Raw genomic sequence first — 22,410 nt, forward strand, 5'->3', positions numbered from 1 at the left:
TAGGCAGAGACTTTTAGGCAGATATCTTAATACCTTTAAGCTCTAGTTGTTTTTTTATCTCTTTAGCAAATAAAATGGCATGCTCACCGTCGCCATGTAAGCAGATACTTTGAGCGTCTACTGGTACTTTTGTGCCGCATATACTAGTGACAGTACCTTCAGTAATCATCTGTAATACATGATTGGTCGCTTCATCAGTATCGGTTATTAGGGCATTATCCTTGCTGCGAGATACTAGTGAGCCGTCTTTTTCATAATTTCTATCAGCGAATACTTCAGAGATAGTCGCTAAACCCTGGCTTTTTGCTGACTTAACCAGATAACCCCCTGATAAGCCCATCACTTTTAAATTTGGATCAAAACGCTTGATTTCGCTGACTAAAATATCTGACAAGGCTTCATCAACGGCCGCTTGGTTATACAAAGCACCATGCGGTTTAACATACTCTAAAGGTATACCGACCAAGTCGCAGAGCGCTCTAGTCGCACCCAATTGATAGGCCAATAAGGCCCGGTAAGCGGCTTCATCTAAGGTTTGATTGGTACGACCAAAGTTCTCTCTATCGTCTAGACCGGGATGGGCGCCTACCCTAACGTTGTTTGTTTTTGCTAATTGCAAGGTCGTTAGCATTTCAGCGTAAGAACCTGCATGAAGACCACAGCAGACATTAGCAGAACTGACTATGGTCAATAATGTATTATCTTGCCCGCAGCCTTCAGCGACGTCGGCATTTAAATCAATTTTCATGAGCGTACTCCTCGATTTGATCGATATAGTGTTGTCTTTTTTGTTGCTCACGCAATGCTTGCTCTAAGTCTACGATGACAAATTGACAGGTTTTACCAAACCTGATTTGGGCCATCAATCCTATATCCGCGTTAATCACCGTCGCGATTTTAGGATAGCCGCCCGTTGTTTGCGCGTCAGCCATCAGAACAATAGGCTGCCCTTGCGGCGGCACTTGAATCATCCCAATATCGACACCGTGCGAGCTCATCTGCGTGGGCTCAATCAACTCAAGTGGCGATGTGCCTGCTAAGCGATAGCCCATACGGTTGCTACTACTTTGTAGCTTCCACTGCTGTGATTCAAAAGCGTCCTTAGAGGAAGGCGTAAAACGCTCATACTCGCTACTTTTTATCACTCTAATGATACGGGTTGGCACAAGACGAGCCACTCCTATAACAGGTAAGCTGGCAGCGGTTCTCACTTTTAAGATGTCATCTGCTTTAAGATATCTACCCTCAAAGCCGCCGAAACCAGCTTTTAGATTAGTGCTAGCCGATTGCAATACCGGCTCGATATCAAAGCCGCCATGCACACACAAATAGCTATACATGCCTTGTAGTGGACGTAAAAGTTTCAGAGTTTGCCCCGCTTGCGCATTGATACGCCAATAACTGGGAATGCGCTTATCATCTAAATATGCCTCGTATAGCGCGCCCGTTAAGCAAAAACTGACGTCTTCCTCGAACTGTATGGTCAAATCACCTAAAGCAATTTCAATAGCAGGCTCGTTGAGATCATTTTTTACCAAGGCATTACCTGCTTGTAGAGCCCAGCTATCCATCACCCCATTTTTACCCACGCCCATGCTTCGGTAGCCAAATCGTCCTGAGTCTTGGATGCTAGCAAGGGCATTCGCGGTTAAAATTTTCATTGATGTCGCCTGTTTATATTTCTATTTATTTGTGTTTCTATTTATTCGTGTTTCTATTTATTCGTATTTTTTATTGGCACTTCTTATTGTTATGATCCTTATTTGCGGATATCTTATTCATAAATATCAATAGCGGTAAACTTCAAGGTATCGCCTGCGTTAAGCAAAGTAGGAGATGATTTATTCAAATCAAATAAAGAAGTGTCGGTTTTGCCTAATAGCTGCCAACCCCCTGGAGATTCAAAAGGATAGACACCCGTTTGTTCACCGCCAATACCAACTGAGCCTGCGGGCACTTGAGTTCTTGGTATCGCATGTCTTGGAAAGTACAAGGATTCAGATAAGCCGCCAAGATAAGGAAACCCAGGCTGAAAACCAATGAAATAAACCGTATAAGTAGCCTCGGTATGTAAATCGACAACCGCTGCAACAGAGAGACCTAATTCATTAGCCATAGCTTTTAGATCAGGACCATATTGGCCACCATAATGCACTGGAATTTCAATGTGCTTACCGTTTATTGTTTTTGAAGGGATATCATCAAGCAGAGTGGATAGCCTATCTTTAAAGTCTTTAAGCTCGCTCCATGGTAACGACACTATGAATACACTTAACGTATTCATACCAATGACCACTTCTATGACTTCTGGCAGCTGTTGGATACTATCGGCCAAAGCCCAGCATTTTTGCTGTTTGTCTAAAGTCATAGGTTTAGGAAAAAACAAAGCCAGATTGGTCTCACTGCATATTTGCCATTGTAGTTCCATAAGCGCACGCTCTACTATCTTTGTTTTCATTTCGGCTTCAACTTTGTTTTTTGCTATAGTCGATTCAAAATAAAAGGAATACTCTTGTAGCAACGTGCTACTGGTATAAATTTTTTTTGCTTGCTGTTCGCACACGTGACAGAGGCTGCAAAAAATTCATCCCAGTAGCCCATTAGCATTGTGCCGTTTCTAAATTGGATTAACTATATTAACTCTCAATTTGTATATTTTCTTTTATCCATTCGGATAGATAATGAATACTCATTTGTCCCTGACAAAACCCAGCATCTTTAAACAGTCGCTGATGAAGACTGATATTGGTATCAATCCCTGTAATTTGCGCTTCTGATAATGCCGCTTGCATCTTTTTTATAGCCTGGTCTCTCGACTGGTCATGCACGCATATTTTAGCGATTAAACTGTCATAAGAGGGTGGTACGGTATAGTTTGACTCGATATAACTGTCCACTCGAATACCAAACCCCGCTGGCATATGGCAGTAGTCTATACGCCCAGCGTTGGGCAAAAAGGTATCAGGGCTTTCAGCATTAATACGGCACTCAAAAGCATGTCCAGTGATAGAGATATCGCTTTGTTTGTGCGCGAGCGTTAACCCTGCGGCCACTCGTATTTGTTCTTGAACGATATCAACCCCAGTGACCATCTCGGTAATAGTGTGCTCAACCTGGACTCGAGTGTTCATCTCGATAAAAAAGAACTCGCCATTCTCAAATAAAAACTCAAACGTGCCAGCACCTCTATAGTGCATTTTCTGGCAGGCGTTGACACAAGCTTGACCTATCTGCTGCCGCTGCTCATCGGTAATACCGGGAGCTGGCGCTTCCTCAATTACTTTTTGATGGCGACGCTGCATAGAGCAATCGCGCTCACCTAAGTAGATAGCATTACCATGAGTGTCGGATAGTACTTGTACTTCAATATGCCGGGGCGTTTGGAGATATTTTTCCAGATAAACGACAGCGCTACCAAAATTGGCTTGGGCTTCCGTTTGGGTCATAGAAATAGCGGATAATAGATCAGCCTCTTTTTCGACCACTCGCATACCGCGACCACCGCCGCCGCTCGCGGCTTTAATAATAACCGGATAGCCAACCTTTTTTGCAATGCTAATTACCATGTCTTTATCAGCAGGCAAAGCACCTTCAGAACCAGGAACACAGGGTACACCAGCGGCAGTCATTTGTTTTTTGGCAGCGACCTTGTCTCCCATCTTGCTGATATTGTCTGCCGTTGGCCCAATAAATACAAGACCAGACTGTTCAATTAGGGCAGCAAAGTCTGCATTTTCGGATAAGAATCCGTAGCCTGGGTGAATGGCTTGGGCGTTGGTGATTTTTGCGGCGGAGACAATCGCTCTTTGATTGAGGTAGCTGTGTGTCGCATTAGCAGGGCCGATACATATCTTTTCATCGGCTAAGCGTACCGGTAGCGAGTCTTTATCCGCTTCCGAATGGGCAATTACGGTTTGAATACCCAACTGTTTACAAGCTCGGATAATACGTAAGGCAATCTCGCCACGATTGGCAATTAAGATTTTTGAGAACATGTCCGTTTTCCTAAAAAATACAATATCAAATACAGCAACTGTGCAATACTTTGCAATGTTGGTTAGTCTTAACTATTTGGTTCTATAACAAACAAGGACTGTCCATATTCTACGACATCACCTTCATCGACTAAGGCATCTTTGATAGTGCAGGCAGCCTCTGCTTTGACCTCGTGCATCATCTTCATCGCCTCAATGATACATAGCGTCTGCCCCTCCTCTACCTGTTCGCCAACTTCAACAAATGCATTCGCTGTAGGCTCTGAGCGTCGATAAAAAGTACCTAGCATGGGTGCCGATATCATAGGCGCTAATACTTGGTTTTTTACGTCATCAGTAGCAATTTTCTCATCAATCCCGTTACTGCTTGCATTGATATCGTTGGTATTCTCTTTATTGCCAGCAGCGCTTATATCCGTTTGTTGTTCTGAGCTAGAGGCGCTGTCAGCGAGGCTAGTAGAGAGATTGTGCGTGCTATTTTCATTGCCATTAGGCTGACAAACTATAGAGATACGCGCGTCGCCATCGGTTACTTCTAAAGAGTTTATATCGGAGCGTTCCGCTAGCTTTATCAGCTTTTCTAGATCCGTAAAATTAATATTCATATTACTAGCTATTCCGTTGGAGTAAAAAGCCTAGATTAACATACCAAATACAGCGCTAAGCAATCGAATACAATACCTGATTCGGTGTCTTGAATCCCAATCATTTTCTTGGTCTAACATTCAATTTATCCTCAATAGCTTATACCTCATTATCGCCTACTTGAATAAAATCGCAACCCTCAGGCAAGTTAACGCCTGCTATCAATCGCGTAGAATTCAAATCGGAAAGTGCAGCCTTTTTATATTTAGCCGTTTTTTTAGGTGACGTTGTTGATAAGCAGTTGATGTTGTTGATAAGAAGGGTACTAAAAGTAGAACGGCCCCCGATAAGTATCGAAGGCCGATTAGATCACCAAGCGGGTGTTAGTCTTCTAGTGCTTCAATAGCGTGCTGACCTACTTCTGTGTGATGCAGCACTTTGCCGAAGGGTTCAGTAGTGTCTCCCGGGCCTTGAGTGAATACCAGTACCGGTGTGTTGGTGTGGCTGCCGGTGGCCCAGACTACGTTTTGCTGCTCGGCCACTTCGCGAGCCAGCAGGTTCTGACGGTTGTCGTCAGTTTGGTAAACGAAGAAGGCGCCGTTAACGTCCATTTTTGGAACGGTTTGGGTGCTCAGGTAAGGGTGACCTTCGGTGTAGAAAGGATTGTCCTCGGTTACGAGCACGCGCGCAGCTTGGGCTTCAGTGATGTCGAAGCCGGTTTCGGCGTTGACAATGCGAGCCAAGCTGGCAGGTGTTTGCTGGTCTTTATCCAGCGCGTCGAACTGGCTATAGAAGATATCACCGTAAGAGGACTTCTGCTCGTACAGTGTGTCAAGAGTTGCTACGTCGCCGAAGTTGAAGCTCGGTTTGAACTGTTGCTCTTTGAACACATCGCCCGGTAGGTCACGTCCGTGGGGTAGATCGTTGGCGGAGTAGCTGAAGCCAAAACCACCGGTTTCGTGATCGGCAGTCACCACAATCAGTGTGTCGTCACGGCCTTCCGCCCAGTCCAGTACGTAATTGAGCGTTTCGTTCAACCGCAGCATTTCGTGCAGCATGGTGCCGGTGTCGTTGTAATGCCCGGCCCAATCGATTTGCCCAGCTTCGATCATTAAGAAGAAACCTTCGTCGTTTTGGGATAACGAGCCAATCGCCTTTTCTGACATCTCTTTCAGCGTTGGTATAGTGCGCGCTGGGTCGTTCTTAGTTTGGTGCTCGGTGATGGCGTTTGGCAACGATGAGTAAGCAAACAGGCCTAGCATTTTGCCATTGGCCTTTTCCATCTGCGAGCGGTTGAACGCTAAATCATAATTCTTCTGCTGTGCTTCGGCGATTAGGTTGCGGTTGTCCTTACGCTTGGATTTGATGCGCACGCTGCCTTCGGACAGCACTTCTAGTTCTTGGCGGGTAGCTGATTGCTCGTCATTGGCGGATTCGGGGATCCAGTAACGCAAGCCGCCGGACAGCATGACATCTACGTTGTTGTTCAGCAGGTCTACAGCAATTTCATTTTCCATGCTGCGGTGGCTCTGGTGCGCGGCAAAGCCGGCCGGGGTTGCATGGGTAATGCGGGTGTCAGACACCAACCCAGTGGATTTGCCTAGTTTTTTGGCCTTTTCCAGTATGCTTTCTGCGCTGTTACCGTCTTTATTCGTGCCAACCATCTCAGCACCGGCTAGCTGACCGGTTGCCAATTGTGTGGCGGAAGCAGCGGAGTCGACCACTAGGTTGTTGTTAGCGTGGGTCATAGAAATACCCATACGGCCATTGGCAGCGATCCGATCAAACGCCGTGATGCCATCAGTGATTACCGAATTTGGCGCCTGCTTGGCGTACGCCAATAGTAGGCCAACTTGTTGTGGGCCCATTCCATCGCCGATGATCATAATGACGTTTTTGGCTTTTTCTGGCGCGGATTGCATTGCTTGCGGTGCGGATTGCATGGTTGCACACGCTGTCAGCATGAAGTAGCTTGTGACCAGCCCTGCTACTGCCGTGGCTTTACGAACGTTCATACTCAAATCCTTTTACGGTTAGTGTTTTTATGGCTATTTGGGTGCGGCTATTACCGCCTTAGCTGTCGTCCAGATGTTTACCTAGCATGGCCTGTGATTTGACTGTTCTCTACCTCCATCAGGATTAGTAGACATGGCTTTTTTACGCAAACCTTTGTGAAGTGCGCGCCCTTCAGGGCTAGTTGAACTCATACTATTTTTCCTAGTAACTTCCTTATCGAAATAAATCCTCATTGCAAGGAGGAGAAGTTAAAACGAACACACTAACACAATTCCGTTACAATATTTCAGCCACTCAATCCCGATTGGCTGAGTCAAAAGATAGTATTAATGGGTGAAAGCTCGTTAATAGGATTAGTGGGCAGTAAGTTGGTTAGGTATAGATAAATAGTATAGATAAACGATATAGTAATTATGAATTACCCCTCTGTTAAAGCACAGAAGGATAGGTAATATCAATGTCGACCATCTAAGCAAAGTAGTCACTGCAATAGTTGAGGACAGTTTAGAATAAACTTATTTAAAATAGCCTCATGCTGAGGCAAGTTTACTGACATATTAAAAAATAACTTGTTACAACTTGCGGTTAATGCTATATTTTAATCAGTTGGTGAGTATCTACACTTTTCAACCAAAACCTCTTGATCTATCCTTCGTAAAATAGTTACCGCAAGAAATGCCATAAAAAGAAAGCCGTAAGCAGTAGAGTGATAAATCACCTGCAACCCCTTTCTCTTGACATGGTTAATGTTTAAAAACTACAAAACACAAAAAATACAACTGTATGAGTCAGGAAGACTCTTGCACTAAATCTGCCTGACAAACTACATATATAATTCTTTGTGCCACCTTTATGCACACTTACAAGGATGTAACTCATGTCGCTACAAAACCCAGTTTTCATTCCTGGTCCTACCAATATACCAGACAGACTACGCCACGCGATGAACGTGCCCACTCAAGATCACCGTTCCCCTAGTTTCTCAAATACTTTGTTACCCGTACTGGCTGATGCTAAAAAAGTATTTAAAACGCAAGACGGTGAAATCATTATGTTCACCGCTAGCGGAACAGCAGGCTGGGAAGCAGCTATCACTAATACCCTATCCCCTGGTGATAAAGTTCTAGTTGCACGCTACGGTATGTTTTCTCATCGCTGGATTGATATGTGTCAGCGTCATGGACTCGATGTGCAAGTCATTGAATGTCCTTGGGGCACTGGTGCGCCTGCTGATCAATTTCAGGCCATTTTAAGTGCAGACACCGAGCATGAGATAAAAGCACTGCTGGTGACACATAATGAAACGGCGACTGGGGTATTAAGTGACATTGGCGCTGCTCGTAACGCTATGGACAGTGCTGATCATCCTGCACTTTTATTCGTTGATGGAGTGAGCTCAATTGCTTGTGTTCCTTTTGAGATGGATGCCTGGGGTGTTGATGTGGCGGTAGCGGGCTCGCAAAAGGGTTTTATGCTCGCAACGGGTATGGCCATATTAGGGGTTAGCCAAAAAGCACTGAGCATGATGGATCAGGCAAAATTACCCCGTACCTATTTTGACTTTCGCGACATGCTAAAGGCGAACGCTAATGGTGGCTTTCCTTATACGCCACCGTCTCAGCTGATTCATGGTCTAAGAGCCAGTCTCGATATGTTGTTTGAAGAAGGGCTCGAAAATGTTTATGCGCGCCATCACCGCATAGCAGAAGGCGTACGCCAAGCCGTTAGCGCATGGGGGCTTACATTATGTGCAGCATCACCCGATCTTTACTCTAATACAGTAAGCGCTATCTATGTCCCTGAAGGATTTGATAGTAACGCGCTAACCGATCATGCCTTTAATAAATATGGTGTATCTTTTGGGGTCGGCTTGGGTGAGATGAATGGCAGAGCGTTTAGAATTGGACATCTAGGCTCACTCACTGAGGTAATCATGTTATCAGGGCTGGCAGCCATTGAGATGGCGATGGTTGATTTGGACTATCCTATCAAACTGGGTCAAGGTGTCGCTGCGGCGCAAGAGTATTACCGCAATCATTAAGTAAAAAACAACTAAAAGTAACTGATATAAGTAACCAAATAGATAAACAAGCAGATAAATAAGCAACTCAACAATAAAAATTAAGGGGTATTTTTTATGATAACAAATAACGATGGATTAACGATCCCAACCCTTGACGATATGCTAGAAGCTCATGAGCGCATCAAGCCATACATTCATCGCACCCCTGTTTTGACCTCGCAGTTTTTAAACGAGATGGCGGGCTGTGAGATGTTTTTTAAATGTGAGAACTTCCAAAAAGCCGGTGCCTTTAAAGTGCGCGGTGCCTCAAATGCGGTGTTTGGTCTCTCTGAAGAAGCGGCAAAAAACGGTGTATGTACGCACAGTTCAGGCAACCATGCATTGTCTTTATCTTATGCCGCTGGCCGACGCGGCGTGCCCTGTCATGTAGTGATGCCACATAACGCGCCAGAAGCTAAAAAAGCGGCGGTACGTGGTTATGGCGGTATTATTACCGAATGTGAGCCATCAACTACCTCACGCGAAGAAGTGTTTGCTAAGGTTCAAGCAGAAACTGGTGGCGACTTTGTCCATCCATATAATGACCCAAGAGTAATCGCAGGACAGGCCACCTGTTCACGTGAGTTTTTAGAGCAAATGCAAGAGCTCGATAAAAACCCCGATATGGTTGTTGCTCCAATCGGCGGTGGTGGCATGATATCAGGGACATGCTTGACCTTATCAAACCTAGCCCCTGACGTTAAAATATATGCAGCAGAGCCCGTAAACGCTGACGATGCTGCACGCTCACTAAAAGCTGGTCATATCATCGCTGATGACGCCCCCGACACCATCGCTGATGGCTTAAAAGTACCGCTTAAAGATTTGACCTGGCACTTTGTCAGCAACTACGTAACTGATATTTTGACCGCGACCGAAGAAGAAATTATTGAAGCCATGAAATTAACATGGCGACATATGAAAATCGTCATTGAGCCAAGCTGTGCTGTGCCACTTGCCGTTATTTTAAAGAACAAAGACCTATTTGCAGGAAAAACGGTTGGCATCATTATCACTGGTGGTAACGTCGATCTTGACAAACTGCCATGGAACTAAATATCAGTCATTAAACATCAGAAACTAAATATCAACCATACGAAAATCAGGCGTTAATTAAGCGCACGTTATGCGCAAATTTAAACTGCTTTTATACCATTAATGAAATAAAACTAACTAACAACATGGAAGACTTAAAATGACAATTGCTGCTGAATTAGAAGTAGGTTATAACGTACCCGCATCTGTTGGTATGGATGAAGCCGACATTCAAACCCCTTGCTTGATATTGGATTTAGACGCCCTTGAGCGCAATATCAAAAAAATGGGTGATTATGCTAAAGCGCATAATATGCGTCACCGTAGTCACGGTAAAATGCACAAATCGGTTGATGTACAAAAACTGCAAGAAAGACTTGGCGGCGCTGCCGGTGTTTGCTGTCAGAAAGTATCTGAAGCCGAAGTATTTGTGCGCGGTGGTATCAAGGACGTATTGATATCAAACCAAGTGCGCGAGCCTGCCAAACTTGATCGCCTAGCAAAACTGCCTAAGATGGGCTCAACCATCACGGTCTGTGTCGATGACCTAGACAACGTTGCTGAGTTATCAGAAGCGGCGACTAGAAACGGCACTGAACTTAATTGCTTTATCGAAATCGATTGTGGCGCTGGACGTTGTGGCGTTACTACTACCCAAGCTGTGGTCGATATCGCCAAAGCCATCGATGCTGCGGACAATATCCATTTCAAGGGTATCCAAGCCTATCAAGGCGCAATGCAGCATATGGACAGCTATAGTGACCGTCAAGCCAAGACCAAAATTTCAGTTGCTCAAGTCAAAGATGCCGTTGATGCGCTGACAGAAATCGGTTTAAAGCCAGAGTTTGTCTCAGGTGGCGGTACCGGCAGTTACTATTTCGAAAGTAATTCAGGCGTTTATAATGAATTACAATGTGGTTCTTACGCGTTTATGGATGCGGATTATGGCCGTATTTTAGATGAAGACGGCAACCGTATTGATAAAAATGAGTGGGAGAACGCGTTATTTCTTCTAACCTCTGTTATGAGTCACGCTAAAACAGATAAAGCGATTGTTGATGCCGGTCTAAAAGCTCAATCAGTCGATAGTGGTCTGCCATTTATCTATGGCCGCGACGATGTTGAATATGTTAAATGCTCGGACGAACATGGTGTGGTAAGCGATCCTCATGGCGTGCTTAAAGTAAATGAAAAGCTCAAGCTGGTACCTGGTCACTGTGACCCAACCTGTAATGTTCACGATTGGTATGTGGGCGTACGTAACGGTAAAGTCGAAACCGTATGGCCAGTATCTGCACGTGGTAAAATGTACTAAAAAACTCTACACTCGATATTATAATTTTTGCAATGGGTTGTGGCCAGGGCTATAAATATAGCCCCAGCATCTTTCGTGAATTATTACGATTGGCTGGGCTAAGATTGCCAGTCTATATGCTAAAAAAGCCAGCCCATATTGTATTGAAAGTTGCGCACTAAAAAGGAATTTACAATGAGTGAGGAAAACAATATTAATAATGAAGGCGGTCTACTAATCGTATCAGAAGACGCTTGTAAGTCAGTGATTGATCGTGCTTCTGCGTTTAGCGCAGTTGAAGATGTTTTTGCGGCGATGTCGCAAGGTGATGCTTATAACTTTCCGGTTATCCGCGAAGCCATTGGCTATGCTGATGCACTATATGGCTTTAAATCTGGCTTTGACCGTGCGGGTAAAGCACTGGGTCTTAAATCAGGAGGTTATTGGCCGGGCAATGCGGCTAAAGGCTTGACCAACCATCAATCAACGATCTTTTTGTTTGATCCCGATAACGGTAAATTGCGTGCATTAGTGGGTGGCAATTACTTAACGGCCGTACGTACTGCAGCAGCATCTGCGGTATCGATTGCCCATCTAGCCCGCAAAGACAGCACAGTACTGGGTATGGTCGGCGCCGGTCATCAGTCTACTTTTCAGCTGCGCGCCGCTCTTGAGCAACGCGACTTTAAAAAAGTAGTCGCTTGGAATAAGAATAAAGATCGTCTCAAAAACCTACAAGCAGTCGCTGAAGAATTAGGCGTACCGTTTGAGGCCGTTGAACGTGAACAATTATGTGCAGAAGCTGACGTGATCATTACCATTACTTCGGCGTTTGAGCCGCTGCTTATGAAAGAGTGGATCAAACCCGGTACGCATATTGCCTGTATGGGCACCGATACTAAAGGTAAGCAAGAAGTTGATGCTGATCTGATGGCAGTTGCCACGGTATTCACTGACGAAGTCGCACAATCGATTAGTCTGGGTGAAACACAGCACGCAATTGCTGCTGGCACCATCAAAGAAGATGCGATTATAACGATTGGTGATGTGATCAATGGTAAGCATGCAGGCCGTACATCGGCTGATGAGATTACACTTTTTGATGGTACAGGTGTTGGCTTACAAGATCTAGCGATTGCCTCCGTTGCTGCCAAGCTCGCTCTAGAAAAAGGTAAAGCCCAGCAAATCTCGTTATAATTATTAGACCAATCATTTTATTTTAAAACAGCCAAATAACTCATTTATTTGGCTGTTTTTTTGTGATGAGTATAGGATGATCTGTGCTGCATCGATATTACTTTTCATTGACTATAGTGGTAACAACCTCATTGATATTTGGCAGTTTAAGCGTATGGAAACAAACAACTAACTTAAAAAAATGCCCCATCTAATAAGATGGGGCATTTTGTTTAACTTTTAATAAGTTTAGACTTAATTACAAATGAACTTGTAAGATCGAACTTAAAAACTTAGGCGTTACTATTTGTCTTCTGAGAAGTTTTACTACCCATCTTAGTGAAGATAAAATAGCCTATAGAAGCAATCAGAAGAGAATCTAGTGATGGGATACCAGATAAAGTAAACCAGCCATTTACAGTACAAAAGCCAATAAATGAGCCCACAACCCAAGCCACGAAAGTTAACGGTTTGATTGCAGGATCTTTTTCCAGGCTCGCCTCATCATAACCATCTTGGCGGTTGATAAAGAAGTCAGCAATGTAAATACCAGCTATGGGCGGCGTTGCAATCCCAAGAAATAGTAAGAACGGGATGAACCACGTCAAGATATCCATACTACCTACTATGACTGCTAAGATACCTAGAGTAACGGTGATTTGCCATTTGGGAAACTTAGTGAATAAGGTTGATAGCACTAATGTACCTTGGAACATATTACCCGCATTGCCGGTAATACAAGCAAATACTAGCAAAATAGCAGCCGGTAACGTCGTGCCGATAATCGCCATGGCTGATAATAACGAGTCCTCAGAGGTAAGCGAGCCCGGTATTGCCCCTATTAAAAATAGCACAGGATAAGCCACACCAAAAGTCAAAACGGCGGCCATTATGGCATGTTTACGGTTACGCACAAAGCTACCAAAGTCAGGAGAGGTGGCAACCAATACTATGATGGTACCTACCACTGAAGAGACCGCGGCACCAAAGCTTAAAGTACTGACCTTTTCTACCACAGCCACAGAAGATGTTAGTGACATATATAAAATCACTAGCATCAGTAGCACGATAATGGGCACTGCAAATTTCGACACCTTGCCCAAAGCTTCAAAACCAAAAGCAGTAGAGGCCACAAAAATAACACAGCCGAAGGCTACGATGAGTGGAAAAGGCAAATCAAGCTGGAACTGAGTTATTAAAAGATTTTGTAGACTATTGCCAAACATATTGGCGGTCACAGCTATCCAACCAAATAGACTAATGGCCATAATGACATTGATGGCATTAGCTCCTTTACTACCGAATGAGTATTTTACAATACCATAAGTAGGTAAGCGCGCTTTTTCACCAATAATAATGTTGATTACAGCAAGAACGGTTAGAATTAAACTACCGACAGCAATGACCAGCGCTGCTGACCCTAATGTCAGCTGGCTACCAAGGTTCGATGATGCTAGCAAAAGTGGGGTAACCAAAATACCCAAAAGGATTATTGCTATTTGAACACCGGAGGCGGTATCAGATTGTTCCGTATTGTTTCTGCTACTCATATTATCACGCCTTAAATTCGAAACTGAATGCGGTTAAAGAGTTTCCAAGAATGTCCGTATAAAAAATTTTATACGGACATTCTTTTACATCTCGATTTATGCGTTAATGATTTATAACTTGGTATAGTTGCGCCAGCCGCCAGTTTCAGTGATTTCACGTTGCCCTTCAACGAGCCATGACTCACCTAAGACACCAAGCAATTCTGTGCCATCGGCCAGTTTAACTTTACCAATAGTAAGCCCTGCAGGCTCATTGCTCAATACTGAGGCAAAGGCTGCCATTGGTAATTCCCATATTTCAAGATCAACACTGTTGTTCTCTTCAAGTGTGCGAATCATAGCAGGATGAGCATCATTGATGGTCCATAGACGATAATGCTTATCTGTTTTGTCTTCGCGAATGAATGTGGCACCCACATTCAATAAATTTGGGTTGAGCTCAAGATCGCGCATCAAGGTGCCGTTTACTGCTAAAAGGGCGGTGTTGGACATAAAATTTACTCCATAAATAAACGTTGCTCCGGTCATACCGGATTTAAATAAATACTGAACTTAAATAATTAATTATTGCGGATCCAAGTACCGGTTTCACCATCAATAGCCTTGATAACAGTGCCAGGTTTGGTGATCAGGCCTGCCCCTTTAGGATTGCCTTCTAAGAACATCAACAAAGCATCGACTTTAGGTTTCATTGAGCCTTCACCGAATTGACCTTCTTCGCTTAATTTTTTGGCCTTGGCTGGGCTGAGCTCGTCTAACCACTCCTGCTCTGCGGTACCAAAGTTAATAGCGACCTTTTCAACACCAGTCGGAATGATCAACAAGTCAGCTTGTAATTCTTTTGCTAGCATGGCTGTGGCCACATCTTTATCGATGACCGCTTCAACCCCTACCAAGTCACCGCTAGCATTGCGCTCAACTGGAATACCACCACCACCAGCTGCAATCACTAGCGTGCCACTATCAAGTAAGGTTTTAATGCTGCCAGATTCAATAATCTCTTTTGGACTTGGACTGGCTATGCAACGACGCCAGCCGCGACCTGAGTCCTCCATAATGTGCCAGCCAAGCTCGCTGGCACATTTTTCCGCCGTCTCTTTATCCATAAAAGATCCAATAGGCTTACTTGGATTTTCAAAGGCAGGATCGTTGATATCAACTAGGGTTTGTGTCACTAAGGTCACCACTGGACGGGTCATACCGCGGCGGCGCATCTCATTATTTAAGGCCTTTTGAAACATATAGCCGATCGCACCTTGGGTATCACCAACGGCGTAATCAATCGGGACGGGATTGACTTTATAAGCGGCCAGCTCTGAGCGGTACAAGATAAAACCAACTTGTGGGCCGTTTCCATGAGTCAAGACCAAGTCAAAACCGCGTTCAATTAGATCGATTAGGTAACTGACGTTATTAGTGACTGTTTTATACTGATCATTGATTGAGTTGTGGTCGTCATTTTCAATCAGTGCATTGCCGCCAAAAGCGACAACCGCTAAAGGTTTTTTAGTCATATTAATTCCTAGTAACTGTATTTTTTAGTAACTGTATTTTTTAGTGATTGTATTTTTTAGTGATTGCGTTGAGTGGCAAAGGCTTCTAAAGCATCAACAAAGCATTGCATGGGTGCCGTTGTGATACCAGCTCCGATTTGGCCCACACCCGCTTGTTTATGAGCGATACCTGTGTTGATAATCGGTAACACTGAGTGATCGACAACCTTGCGTGCGTCAATACCAGCGGCTGTTGGTGCAAAATTAAGCGCAGGTAAAGTAAAGGCTGGATTGCCACCTAAAGTGATGGCCTGCATGGAGCGGCTATTATTGGTGGCATCAATTGGCGTTCCACCAACGAATTTTACAATTGCTGGTGACGAGGCCATAGCAAAGCCGCCCACGCCAGCGGTTTCAGTGATAGCGCTGTCACCCAAATCGGCTGCGGCATCTTCAATGCCATAACCTGGGAAGAACAGACCATCAACTGGATTGGCTGGCGCTTCAAACCAAGTGTCACCAGTACCTGAGAGACGAATACCGAAATTGACGCCATTACGAGCCATGACGGTCACCATTGTACTATTGGTGATGTTTTCGGCCGCTTTGAGCATGCTTTTACATGCCGCCATTGATAAGTTTAGGAAGAAATGATCATTAGCGGTAATAAATTCCAGGACTCTTTGTACTTGCTCTTTTGGCAATGAAGTCTTAAGTAAAGCTGGCAAAAGCTGTTTCAATAACAGACCCGTTGCAGCGGCGTTACGATTATGTACCTCATCGCCCATGTGCAAAGCTTGAGCCATAATAGGCTTTAATTCTATCGGACCTGATTGTACTAGCATGGCTTTCATCGCTTCTGCAAGCTCAGTGCCCATCCACTCTAAACGTTCAATGACCACTGGGTTATTGGCACCAAAGCGCAATACTTTACCCAGCCCTTCATTGAAGTTACTGTAAACTCGCTCATTATCACTGTTAGGGTTTTCGATGACCCATAATGGCATTGAGCGACTGATAATACCGGCCATTGGGCCTACAGCATCATAATGATGGCAAGGCTCGAATAAAACGTCGCCGGTGTGTACGAGTGCTTCGGCTTGCTCAATATCTTCAGCCCATTTTTCAAATAAAATAGCACCTAAGATAGCGCCTTGAACCGGACCACACATATCTTCCCATGCAATAGGAGGACCTGCATGTAGGATTAGTTTTTTGGTAGCAAGGGTAGGAATTGCTTCGCCTGCGAGCATGACGTCTACTAACATTGGCTGTGCTGTTAAGTAGCGCTCCATGGCAGTTTGGTTTGCCAATTCAATATCTGCTTGATTGAGTAATCCAGCTAGGGCAAGGCCGCCTGTGCGATCCCCGCCTGCTGGTGGTTGCCAATTCATAGCGATAGCTTCACCGCCGGCACGTTCAATATTAGACGCAAAACTTGCTAGGCCTGCGTTGAGGACGATTAATTTCTGATTAAAGAGCTCTTTCATTGGAATGTCCTAATTTAGCTAAGTTGAGAAACAAATTGAGCAGCAAGGTGTGCAGCATCGGCATTGCTATCGGCAATTAACACCTCTGCTGTCGTCAACGAGGCACGAATCAAGTCGCACGATTGTGGGTCTAAATCTGTACCACATACATGAGCGATAAATACCGGTTGAGTTGCAGAATCACGGCGAACTTGCGCAATAATATCAAGCAGATCAGCTACTGGCGTCTCTGATGCACCATAACCTAAGACCACATCAAATAAAATAACGGCGGTATCAGGATCTTGAGCATCTTGTAAAATTCTTTCGTTACGCAAAGTGGGGTCAATCATTGGATGCGGTTTACCTTGGGTAAAATCGTCATCGCCTAAATCTACGATAGTATGCTGCTGGCTGCTCCACACATCATCAAGTAGGCTATTGCCTGCAATGGGTGTATTGGAGTAAGCTTTTAGGCCATATTGGTCGGCAATAATTTGCGCTTCGAAACAAAAAGTTCCGCCAGCAAATACGCCTCGAATATAGCGCTGAGTTGGCGCTAAAGAAGTGGCCAGTCCCGCTAATACAGAATTATCTTTTGGTTCAGTTTGCACAGCAGGAATTGCTTGGTCATTTAACACAGCAACAGCCACTTCGGCCGAATGAGCCAATGAATGAGCAAACTGTATATTATTGAGTGCTGTATTACTGTCTGTAGCGCCAAGGAAATGCACCACAACTGGTTTGCTTACCTTTGAAGCGGCTTCTAAAATTCGCTCTGCAATAGCTTTGGCTGGTGGCTTTGAGATGAGTACAATGACTTTCGTCTCTGAATCATCAGCAAGCGCGCGTAGACCCTGCAGCATAGAGATGCCGCCAACGTCTTGATGCAGATCATGACCACCTGTGCCTAAGGCTTGTGATATACCCTCACCTAATTGATGAACACGGCAAGTGGCTTCTTGTAGTCCAGTGCCTGATGCCGCTACCACCCCGATTGCACCGCGACGAACGACGTTAGCAAACCCTAAAGGAATACCATTGATAATAGCAGTACCACAATCAGGACCCATTACCATAAGCTCTTTTTGTTGCGCCAAATCTTTGATTGCACGTTCATCTGCAACGGATACATTGTCGCTGAACATCATCACATTTAACCCAAGATTCAACGCTTTCATAGCTTCTGCCGTTGCATATTCTCCCGGCACAGATATTAGCGCTAAGTTGGCGTCAGGATGTTGATCCACCCCAAGGGCAAAGCTAGTCAAGGGTTGTGAGAATTGTTGACCGTCATCACCCGCATCTGGTTTTGCAGTTAATGCCTCGTAAGCAACGTCAATGGCTTCGTTACATGCCGCTTCTTCGCCTCTGACAGCAACCACGAGATCATTAGGCTTGGCGACGATATCGGTGCCAAAACCGGCGTCAGTCATACGCGCAATATTAGCTTCAGTACCCATCGCAACAGAAGCTTCATCGACGCCATCAATTTTATTGAGGCGTGCTGAGACTTGCATTAGGGATACAGAATCTTGATATAGATTTTCAAATTTTTTATATTTAATGATCATGAAAGTACCTGTTAATATAAGTTTTTAATTCAGTAGTTATTGATTTAGGAATTTTTAATTCAATATTCTTCAATGTAATATTTCTAATTTAGGCCATACAGCTCATTTAGGAAGTACAGCATTCCAGCAATGGTATCAGCGCCAGAACTGGCACCAATACTAAGGTTGGTCACAACGGCTGTGTTGATAACTGAGACTTCTTCTTGGGTCAATAAATAATATACCAGCCATTGCACGGGGTAAGAAAAATGGCGAGATAATGCTAAGCCTAGATAATGGGCACTAATGTCATTAGTCTTATCCATATTTAACCGTATTGCTGATTGCATATTCTGATAAATGATTTTAGCTTTTGGGTTGATGCCCATTAAGCTTGATAATACAGCCATAGCTCCGATTAAAAAATCATCCCCTGATGGAGTGAGTCCTTTACCAAAACCTATGTTTTTAACTAATTCTTTTGAGGAATGCTCAATACAATTCGGTAGTGTTAGACCTAAATAGGCTATGTAGTTATCAACAGAGCTTATCTCTACCTGCTCTTTTTTTGATAGATGTTCACTTAATATTTTTTCAGTGATAATAAGGTTGTTTTTAACTTTTTCCCAATCAAGTACTGACACTGGTGGCGCTTGTTGCCATTCTCTCGCAGTAAGGGTGTTTACGGCTAGCATGATAGAGGACTTTATACGGATAATACCACCACGCATAAAGACCTCATCACCCACCTTAACTCTAGTTATCAAATCTCCTAGCGACTCAAAATAGCACTGATAAGCCGTAGGTGTCGCTGGTAATGTGCTATCGAGAAGGGATACCCAAGGCGTTTCAACAAGATCTGTTGTGACGTTCATCGAACGCCGAAAAACGCTGTGTACTTTGCCATTAAACGACATCGTTGGGCAAAGGTATCCCTTAGTCAGTGCCAGCATGATTTTGATAGTTTATTTAAGCGCTGCTAGAATCTTGTCAGAATCAGATACCCAACCAAAAATACCGCCTTGAGCTTTAATCATCTCAAGCGTAGATTTTTGAAACTCTGGGAAATAAGAAGCCACGCAATCTTCAGGAATAATACACTCGTAACCACGGTCGTTAGCTTCACGAACGGTCGTGTTAACGCAAACTTCAGTCGTCACACCGCAAACAATTAAGGTCTTGATATTACGATTTTGTAGAATCAATTCCAAATCTGTTTGATAAAAAGCACCTTTACCTGGTTTGTCGATAACAGGCTCGCCAGCAACAGGGTACAATTCTGGAATGGTATCGTGGCCAGCTTCACCACGAATAAGAATGCGGCCTTTTGGACCTGTTTCACCAATAAAAGCTTTGCCGCCACGATTAAGCTTGGCAGGTGGGCAATCGCTTAGATCAGGACGATGACCTTCACGAGTATGGATAACCATAAGCCCGATATCACGTGCGGTTTTTAATAGTTTGGCACAAGGTTCAATAGCAGTGCGTACTAGTGATACATCGTTACCTAACGCTTCACCAAATCCACCCGGCTCAACAAAATCTCGCTGCATATCAATGACGACAAGCGCGGTAGTTTCTGGATCAAAGCTCAAGGCAAATGGTTCGGCTTGGAATGATTTAGTCATAATTTAACAACCTTATAATAGTAAAGTTAGAATAGTAGTATGTTTTATATCAGCTTAAAATGATATCTAAACTTGAGTGAATGCTCAAACTGAGCCGTCATTGTTCTTTAAGCAGCTCGGTGTTCACTACTGTGAACTGCTTTGAGCGACAGCTCGCGACACTAGGCTAGTTAGCCCTACTGCTAGATAATAACTCAGTGACTTAAGTCATTGTCACTTAAGTCATTGTCACTTAAGTCATTGTCACTTAAGTCATTGTCACTTAGGTTATTGTCACTTAGGTTATTGTCACTTAGGTTATTGTCACTTAGCTTATCGTTCAGTTGTTTAAGCATCAAAAACTAAAAAAAACGGGCAGTATACTAATCCGTTTTCCTTATACTAACACTATCTACGCCGCCTATGTAAAGCGCTTCTAAAAATAATGCCATATCCTAGGCAACATTATGTACAGCAGGGCGGTCGACATCACTTTGTGTAAAGGCACACAAAATTGCAACCCTCGAATTGCAACCGTCGACTGAGGCGTACAGGGTCTAAATACTTTTCTATTTCTCCTAGCTGCTGAGATTTAGTGAAGTGATTTATGGAGTACGTTTCTATACCTGCCAGCGTTCTCCCGACTTTATGCAAGGCTGGCTGCTATTTTCTGATTCTCACGGAGACCACAGACTTATGATAGTAATAGCTCACTCTGTAATGTAATGACAAGCCAACTCTTTGCACCTCAGTGGCGTTAATGAAGTGGATCAAGCCATCAGTAAAAGTGTGGCAGGTCGTGCTACCAAGATTCACTTAGCAGTCGATGCTCATGGTAACCCGATCAGCTTTATATTATCAGATGGCACCACTCACGATGTTAGAGTCGCGCCAGATTTAGTTGATAAGATAGATTTAAGCAATACCGATATTTTATGTGCCGATAAAGGCTACGACTCTGACACGCTAAGAGAGCACATTAAACAAGCAGGGAGCTTCGATAATAGTCCTAGAAAGAAGAATACAAAATCTGATAACCATCATATGGATTGGGACTTGTATAAGATACGCCATTTAGTTGAAAATGCGTTTGCACACTTAAAACGGTTCAGAGCAGTGGCCACCAGATACGATAAACTTAAACAAAGTTATGAGAATACGGTGGCGCTAGCTGGCGCTTATATCTGGCTTAGATCTTGTATGTTCAACAGGCCCTACTCGTTTGCTATTTTTTTACCATCGTTTTATACCCAATGTTCAACAGATCCTAATATATTTTAATTTTATTTCACCCTCTGTACAAAATAAATAAACCTGACTAAATGGTCAGTTATCTGAATAAAATCATAATCTTAGATGACACTAGCAAGATAACGCTACATATTGTGGCTTTATTTATGAAAAAATTACAGTTGTTAGACTCATTAAATTATGATTAACTGTTTCAAATCGTTAATAAATATCTTGTTACTAGTGTAATTATCAGTTCGACTGACGTTATCGTCGTGGGAGCACGTCACCACTTTAAGTGATTGTCTCCTCTAGCAGACGATAGCTACTATCTTTCAGCAGCGCCTATTTTTAACCAAACCTGTTTTTCCCTAATGGTACTGACGCGTTTTTACAGGATGTTAAAACCAGTTTTTACCTGACACTATAGCTACGACTTTAGGGAATATAATGACTGTACAAAAGGGAGTTTTACTGTGCATTTAAATCTACTTACTAGCCTGCCACCTTCTACCAAATCATTTAAAGCTAAGCTGGCTTATATGAAGCCATTAACCACTGCCGCCGTTGCTATCATTGCTTTAGGCACCATGACTACTGGTGCTCACGCTAAAATGCTGTTTGGTGGTACCAGCATCACTGGACTATATGGTGATAACTTTAAATTAACCCCTAATCTAGATGATAATACTCTTAAGGTCATGACCCTAGAGCATGCTTCCACTCATACTTGGGGCGGCGTATTCTTCTTCGTTGATCGTATCCAAGGCGATGATTATGATTTAAAAAATGATGAAGGAGACGTTATTGGTACTAAAGAGTTTAAAGAAACGTATGGTGAGCTTGCCCCTAAGCTTAAGCTTGCAACCTTTGATACTGGCCTTATCAAACAAGTTAACTTGGCAGGTCAGTATGAGTTTGGCTCAAACGGCAAAGGCTTTAGTCAAGACAACTATTTAGTGGGCGTCGGTGCAGATCTGAACTTACCGATTCCGAATATGAAATACGCGTCTGCCTCTATATACCAGGCATTTAACAGCCAAAATAATTCAGATGACCAACAAATCACCTTAACCTATGGTTGGGAGAAGAATAACTTTGTCATCGACGGTTATATTGATTACTCTTTTAACAGTGAAAACGATAAAATTAAAGACAACATTCATATCAATCCACAAATAAAATATAACCTACAAAAAGTATTGGGTATTGATAATCGCTTAGAAGTGGGCATGGAATACAGTTACTGGAAAAACAAATTCGGTTCTGACGAGACACAAAGTGCGCCTAGTGCCTTGGTTAAATTCCACTTTTAAGTAAAATCCCAACCGTCTGCAGCGCTTAG

The 22,410-nt window shown here is 43.6% G+C and carries 18 protein-coding genes and 2 pseudogenes; 7 read left to right on the forward strand and 13 right to left on the reverse strand.

Translation table 11 applies throughout. The features are described from left to right. Window positions 1-13 precede the first annotated feature (13 nt). From pxpA to RCH20_RS09635, 6 genes are all read right to left on the reverse strand, one after another. The gene (pxpA, locus tag RCH20_RS09610; protein ID WP_327193440.1) at window positions 14-748 is read right to left on the reverse strand and encodes a 5-oxoprolinase subunit PxpA; all 735 of its coding nucleotides are present in this window, start codon (window positions 746-748) and stop codon (window positions 14-16) included. Beyond that, window positions 738-1,661, reverse strand: coding sequence for a biotin-dependent carboxyltransferase family protein (locus RCH20_RS09615; protein ID WP_327193441.1), 924 nt, complete (start codon window positions 1,659-1,661; stop codon window positions 738-740). The genes pxpA and RCH20_RS09615 overlap by 11 nt, the downstream gene beginning before the upstream one ends. A gap of 113 nt (window positions 1,662-1,774) precedes the next feature. Beyond that, complete coding sequence (gene pxpB / locus RCH20_RS09620; protein ID WP_327193442.1) at window positions 1,775-2,458, reverse strand: 5-oxoprolinase subunit PxpB; 684 nt, start codon at window positions 2,456-2,458, stop codon at window positions 1,775-1,777. Window positions 2,459-2,636: 178 nt separating this feature from the next. Beyond that, window positions 2,637-3,995: an acetyl-CoA carboxylase biotin carboxylase subunit gene (gene accC / locus RCH20_RS09625; RefSeq protein WP_327193443.1), complete on the reverse strand. Its 1,359-nt coding sequence runs from the start codon at window positions 3,993-3,995 to the stop codon at window positions 2,637-2,639. Window positions 3,996-4,063: 68 nt separating this feature from the next. Then, the gene (accB, locus tag RCH20_RS09630) at window positions 4,064-4,600 is read right to left on the reverse strand and encodes an acetyl-CoA carboxylase biotin carboxyl carrier protein (RefSeq protein ID WP_327193444.1); all 537 of its coding nucleotides are present in this window, start codon (window positions 4,598-4,600) and stop codon (window positions 4,064-4,066) included. 363 nt (window positions 4,601-4,963) lie between these two features. Next, window positions 4,964-6,595, reverse strand: coding sequence for an alkaline phosphatase (locus RCH20_RS09635; RefSeq protein WP_327193445.1), 1,632 nt, complete (start codon window positions 6,593-6,595; stop codon window positions 4,964-4,966). Window positions 6,596-7,473: 878 nt separating this feature from the next. On the opposite strand from RCH20_RS09635, the gene bhcA reads away from it, so the two are divergent. From bhcA to bhcD, 4 genes are all read left to right on the forward strand, one after another. Next, window positions 7,474-8,637 (forward strand): L-aspartate--glyoxylate aminotransferase BhcA, encoded by a 1,164-nt coding sequence (gene bhcA / locus RCH20_RS09640; protein ID WP_327193446.1) that lies wholly within the window; start codon window positions 7,474-7,476, stop codon window positions 8,635-8,637. Between the two features lie 96 nt (window positions 8,638-8,733). Next, window positions 8,734-9,714, forward strand: coding sequence for a beta-hydroxyaspartate dehydratase BhcB (bhcB, locus tag RCH20_RS09645; protein ID WP_327193447.1), 981 nt, complete (start codon window positions 8,734-8,736; stop codon window positions 9,712-9,714). A 139-nt stretch (window positions 9,715-9,853) separates the two neighbouring features. Beyond that, the gene (bhcC, locus tag RCH20_RS09650; RefSeq protein WP_209956976.1) at window positions 9,854-11,008 is read left to right on the forward strand and encodes a 3-hydroxy-D-aspartate aldolase BhcC; all 1,155 of its coding nucleotides are present in this window, start codon (window positions 9,854-9,856) and stop codon (window positions 11,006-11,008) included. Between the two features lie 174 nt (window positions 11,009-11,182). Further along, the gene (gene bhcD, locus RCH20_RS09655) at window positions 11,183-12,184 is read left to right on the forward strand and encodes an iminosuccinate reductase BhcD (protein ID WP_327193448.1); all 1,002 of its coding nucleotides are present in this window, start codon (window positions 11,183-11,185) and stop codon (window positions 12,182-12,184) included. Window positions 12,185-12,456: 272 nt separating this feature from the next. Here the strand turns inward: bhcD and RCH20_RS09660 are convergent, their stop codons facing one another. From RCH20_RS09660 to RCH20_RS09690, 7 genes are all read right to left on the reverse strand, one after another. Continuing rightward, window positions 12,457-13,713: a cytosine permease gene (locus RCH20_RS09660; protein WP_327193449.1), complete on the reverse strand. Its 1,257-nt coding sequence runs from the start codon at window positions 13,711-13,713 to the stop codon at window positions 12,457-12,459. 111 nt (window positions 13,714-13,824) lie between these two features. Next, window positions 13,825-14,205, reverse strand: a complete 381-nt coding sequence (locus tag RCH20_RS09665; protein WP_209956972.1) for an allophanate hydrolase-related protein — start codon at window positions 14,203-14,205, stop codon at window positions 13,825-13,827. Between the two features lie 68 nt (window positions 14,206-14,273). Then, window positions 14,274-15,227, reverse strand: a complete 954-nt coding sequence (locus RCH20_RS09670; protein ID WP_209956971.1) for a carbamate kinase — start codon at window positions 15,225-15,227, stop codon at window positions 14,274-14,276. A gap of 56 nt (window positions 15,228-15,283) precedes the next feature. Continuing rightward, window positions 15,284-16,696: a DUF1116 domain-containing protein gene (locus tag RCH20_RS09675; protein WP_209956970.1), complete on the reverse strand. Its 1,413-nt coding sequence runs from the start codon at window positions 16,694-16,696 to the stop codon at window positions 15,284-15,286. A gap of 14 nt (window positions 16,697-16,710) precedes the next feature. Beyond that, the gene (fdrA, locus tag RCH20_RS09680; protein ID WP_327193450.1) at window positions 16,711-18,249 is read right to left on the reverse strand and encodes an acyl-CoA synthetase FdrA; all 1,539 of its coding nucleotides are present in this window, start codon (window positions 18,247-18,249) and stop codon (window positions 16,711-16,713) included. 83 nt (window positions 18,250-18,332) lie between these two features. Further along, a complete protein-coding gene (locus tag RCH20_RS09685) occupies window positions 18,333-19,103 on the reverse strand; it encodes a DUF2877 domain-containing protein (RefSeq protein WP_327193451.1) in 771 nt (256 codons plus the stop codon). A gap of 90 nt (window positions 19,104-19,193) precedes the next feature. Continuing rightward, the gene (locus tag RCH20_RS09690; RefSeq protein ID WP_209956967.1) at window positions 19,194-19,856 is read right to left on the reverse strand and encodes a cysteine hydrolase family protein; all 663 of its coding nucleotides are present in this window, start codon (window positions 19,854-19,856) and stop codon (window positions 19,194-19,196) included. Between the two features lie 208 nt (window positions 19,857-20,064). Here RCH20_RS09690 and RCH20_RS12515 point away from each other — a divergent pair. From RCH20_RS12515 to RCH20_RS09700, 3 genes and pseudogenes are all read left to right on the forward strand, one after another. Next, window positions 20,065-20,187 (forward strand): annotated as a pseudogene (locus tag RCH20_RS12515) (hypothetical protein); the annotation flags it as partial. A 392-nt stretch (window positions 20,188-20,579) separates the two neighbouring features. Further along, window positions 20,580-21,026 (forward strand): annotated as a pseudogene (locus RCH20_RS09695) (IS5 family transposase); the annotation flags it as partial. Window positions 21,027-21,541: 515 nt separating this feature from the next. Then, window positions 21,542-22,381, forward strand: a complete 840-nt coding sequence (locus RCH20_RS09700; RefSeq protein ID WP_327193452.1) for a DUF5020 family protein — start codon at window positions 21,542-21,544, stop codon at window positions 22,379-22,381. Window positions 22,382-22,410: the final 29 nt, after the last annotated feature.

Origin of the sequence: Psychrobacter sp. PL15 (assembly GCF_035984995.1) — a bacterium.
Taxonomy (GTDB): domain Bacteria; phylum Pseudomonadota; class Gammaproteobacteria; order Pseudomonadales; family Moraxellaceae; genus Psychrobacter.

Coding starts and splice junctions, on each gene's coding strand:
- RCH20_RS09660 (WP_327193449.1), bottom strand. CDS start 13,713: ATGAGTAGCAGAAACAATACGGAACAATCTGATACCGCCTCCGGTGTT.
- bhcA (WP_327193446.1), top strand. CDS start 7,474: ATGTCGCTACAAAACCCAGTTTTCATTCCTGGTCCTACCAATATACCA.
- accB (WP_327193444.1), bottom strand. CDS start 4,600: ATGAATATTAATTTTACGGATCTAGAAAAGCTGATAAAGCTAGCGGAA.
- RCH20_RS09675 (WP_209956970.1), bottom strand. CDS start 16,696: ATGAAAGAGCTCTTTAATCAGAAATTAATCGTCCTCAACGCAGGCCTA.
- accC (WP_327193443.1), bottom strand. CDS start 3,995: ATGTTCTCAAAAATCTTAATTGCCAATCGTGGCGAGATTGCCTTACGT.
- fdrA (WP_327193450.1), bottom strand. CDS start 18,249: ATGATCATTAAATATAAAAAATTTGAAAATCTATATCAAGATTCTGTA.
- pxpA (WP_327193440.1), bottom strand. CDS start 748: ATGAAAATTGATTTAAATGCCGACGTCGCTGAAGGCTGCGGGCAAGAT.
- RCH20_RS09615 (WP_327193441.1), bottom strand. CDS start 1,661: ATGAAAATTTTAACCGCGAATGCCCTTGCTAGCATCCAAGACTCAGGA.
- RCH20_RS09685 (WP_327193451.1), bottom strand. CDS start 19,103: ATGAACGTCACAACAGATCTTGTTGAAACGCCTTGGGTATCCCTTCTC.
- pxpB (WP_327193442.1), bottom strand. CDS start 2,458: ATGAAAACAAAGATAGTAGAGCGTGCGCTTATGGAACTACAATGGCAA.
- RCH20_RS09635 (WP_327193445.1), bottom strand. CDS start 6,595: ATGAACGTTCGTAAAGCCACGGCAGTAGCAGGGCTGGTCACAAGCTAC.
- RCH20_RS09670 (WP_209956971.1), bottom strand. CDS start 15,227: ATGACTAAAAAACCTTTAGCGGTTGTCGCTTTTGGCGGCAATGCACTG.
- bhcC (WP_209956976.1), top strand. CDS start 9,854: ATGACAATTGCTGCTGAATTAGAAGTAGGTTATAACGTACCCGCATCT.
- bhcD (WP_327193448.1), top strand. CDS start 11,183: ATGAGTGAGGAAAACAATATTAATAATGAAGGCGGTCTACTAATCGTA.
- RCH20_RS09665 (WP_209956972.1), bottom strand. CDS start 14,205: ATGTCCAACACCGCCCTTTTAGCAGTAAACGGCACCTTGATGCGCGAT.
- RCH20_RS09690 (WP_209956967.1), bottom strand. CDS start 19,856: ATGACTAAATCATTCCAAGCCGAACCATTTGCCTTGAGCTTTGATCCA.
- bhcB (WP_327193447.1), top strand. CDS start 8,734: ATGATAACAAATAACGATGGATTAACGATCCCAACCCTTGACGATATG.